Raw genomic sequence first — 2,910 nt, 5'->3', positions numbered from 1 at the left:
AAGGGGCTAAAAGCCCCTTTAAACTGCTATTTGGCAACCCGATATCGTAGTGAATACTGCCAAATCGCTTTTAAAATATTGCGTTAACCCTTTGGCTTATACTCTTGTTAGCGGTTTTTCTAACGGTAAACATGCTATCTAGATGGCTTCTGCCGCTAAATACGCTGGGAGTTCCGCTACTGAGTCGAGTACAACGGTTGCTGCCGCAATCGCTTCATCTGTTACAGATTTACCGGTACGCACCAGCACGCGAATTGGAATACCAGCCGCTTTTGCGGCCAACATGTCATCACGTTTATCACCAACCATAACAGAACGGCTTAAATCAATTTTCAGGAACTCAGCAGCAGTTAACATCATTCCAGGCTTAGGTTTACGGCAATTACAATCAATCTTATACTCCCCCACTCCCTTTTCTGCATGATGAGGACAGTAATAAATACCGTCTAGCTCTACACCTTTATCAGCAAAGTTCCAATCCATCCACTCTGTTAATGTATGAAACTGCTCCTCAGTGTACATACCACGGGCTATACCTGATTGATTGGTCACAACAGCAAGAAGGTAGCCTGCTTCCTTTAATGAGAGACAAGCCTCGAAAACGCCGTCGACATATTCAAAATCATCGACTTTATGTACATAGCCGTGATCTATATTAATAACGCCATCTCTATCTAAAAAAACTGCTCGTTTCACAATACTATCTCTCTACTCTTTGATGCCGCTATTATTCCATTCAATTGAAACAATTGCACCGTGAACTTGCTATAAAAGCTGTAATGCAGTGTAATAAATAAAATATACAATTATAAAGGCCAAGGAAGTGGTTTCGGATATATACCAACAAAGAAGAATTGCGCTACTTAATCAATTACCAAAAAACAGTTTAGTGCTCCTTGCGGGCTACCAACAAAAAGTGCGTAGTAAAAATATCAAATATCACTTCAGGCAAGATAATAATTTCTTTTATTTAACGGGCTTTGGTGAGCCTGATGCCATTGCGCTAATAGTTAAAGCAGAAACAACGTCATTTCATCTATTTCTAAGACCTAAGGACAAAGTTCAAGAGGTCAATTTTGGCAATCGCGCTGGCATTACTGGTGCTATTGAGCATTACAACGCGGATCATGCCTACCCTGTTAGCGGGTTTACAACTCAGCTTTTAAGGCTAATGGAGGGAGTTACAAGCCTTTATGTTTGTGACGAAAATAACAGATTTTCTTCCGACATAGTTAGCTGGGCTAATCATCACAGGCATAGTGGCTCGTTCGATACACCTAAGCAGTTTGTAGCAATAAAGCAACTAGCTGAAGTGCTACACCAGCATAGGTTAGTTAAAACGGAAGATGAGATAAATAACATTCGTCATGCAGTCAAGGCATCAACCTTCGCGCATAAAAAAGTCATGCAAGCTTGCTGCCCAGATATAAACGAACGCGAATTATCAGCGCTGTTTAATTTCAGTGTTGCCAAAGGTGGCTGCAGCGAGGTGGCCTACCCAAATATTGTTGCGTCAGGAAATAATGCTTGTTGCTTACATTATGAAGACAATTGTTGTGAGTTAAAAGATGGCCAGATGCTGTTAATCGATGCTGGCGCGGAGTATCAATATTACGCTTCTGACATTACCCGCAGTTATCCCGTTAACGGAAAATTCAGTGATGAGCAAACTGCAATTTATCAGATAGTATTAAACGCGTTAGACCGTGCTATTGAGATTGTTAAACCCGGGCTTTCATGGAACTCAATCAATGAGACCTGTATGAAGGTAATGGCTACTGGACTCAAAGAGCTTGGACTTCTAACCGGATCGATTGAGCATATTATGACAACAGAAAGCTATAAACGCTTTACGGTTCATAAGACGGGGCACTGGTTGGGGATGGATGTTCATGATGTCGGTCCCTATCATGACACTGCAGGCAATTGGCGTCGACTTGAAAGTGGGATGGTGTTTACAATCGAGCCAGGGATTTATATTCCTGAAGATGCAACAGATGTCCCAGAGGTTTATCGTGGTATGGGTATTCGTATAGAAGATGATGTATTGGTAACCGATACCGGTTGTGAAAATCTTTCTAAGGCTATACCAAGAACCGTTGACGAAATAGAGGCTATTATGGCCGAAACTGAAGTATAAACCTTAACATTATGAGCCAAATAAATGTTGACTTGCTTTCCTATCATTGGCTAGATTTCAAACAGTTACTTGACTGAGTATGTGGCTACCAACTATTTGGATTTATCAGATCTGCGACTGTGCCACCACCAAGAGCATAAAAAAGTGAAAAAAATATCCAGATAATTGCAAGGCCAAAAAGGAAGTTTACGATTGTCATCAGGTCGTCGAGTAAAATCCAGGGATTTTCAAGTACACCTTTAAAGTAATTAATTATTTTATTTATCACTGCTTCTCTATCTATAGCCTACATATTGTAAACTCAAATTTTAATATGCCTATTTAGAGATAGATAGCAATTGACTCATCAACCGAATACTTTATGCACCGCTTAGTAACCATTTGCCTAATAATGTAACACAACCTAAAAATGAACAGCTGCTATCTACTTTAGACAGCAGCCTTTATATTCATCTTAATCAAATCTATCTATTCTATAAGGTTGTAGGTCTATATTTGATTGTTCTCCAGCCACCTCTTGAGCCAACAACTTAGCTGTCAAAGCAGACCAAGTTAACCCTAAGTGCTGATGACCAAATGAAAAGAATACATTTGACTGTTTATGGCTACGGCCGATTACAGGCAAGCTATCAGGTAAAGAGGGGCGAAATCCCATCCAGCGTTCACCGTCGGTAACAGTTGCACTTTCAAACAATGTTGGCAGTAGTGCTTTCCCATGAGCAAACAAACAATCAGCTCTTGCCGGAACTAAAGGCGCCTTTAAACCGCCG

Annotated in this window: 3 protein-coding genes; 1 reads left to right on the top strand and 2 read right to left on the bottom strand. The window is 40.6% G+C overall.

Annotation, left to right across the window (positions count from 1 at the left end):
- Window positions 1–138: 138 nt before the first annotated feature.
- Entirely contained in the window at window positions 139–696 is a 558-nt protein-coding gene (gene gmhB, locus AB4135_RS21005) for a D-glycero-beta-D-manno-heptose 1,7-bisphosphate 7-phosphatase (RefSeq protein WP_371995374.1), read from the bottom strand.
- Window positions 697–823: 127 nt separating this feature from the next.
- Between gmhB and AB4135_RS21000 the strand changes: the two genes are divergently transcribed.
- A complete protein-coding gene (locus AB4135_RS21000) occupies window positions 824–2,140 on the top strand; it encodes an aminopeptidase P N-terminal domain-containing protein (protein WP_371995373.1) in 1,317 nt (438 codons plus the stop codon).
- Between the two features lie 454 nt (window positions 2,141–2,594).
- On the opposite strand, the gene AB4135_RS20995 is transcribed toward AB4135_RS21000, so the two are convergent.
- Window positions 2,595–2,910 (bottom strand): NAD(P)/FAD-dependent oxidoreductase (locus AB4135_RS20995; protein ID WP_371995372.1); only part of this gene is annotated, 316 nt, incomplete at its 5' end.

The sequence above is a fragment of the Shewanella sp. 10N.286.54.B9 genome (assembly GCF_041468565.1).
In the GTDB taxonomy this organism is placed as follows: domain Bacteria; phylum Pseudomonadota; class Gammaproteobacteria; order Enterobacterales; family Shewanellaceae; genus Shewanella.
This window is presented reverse-complemented; position numbering and strand designations above follow the sequence as displayed.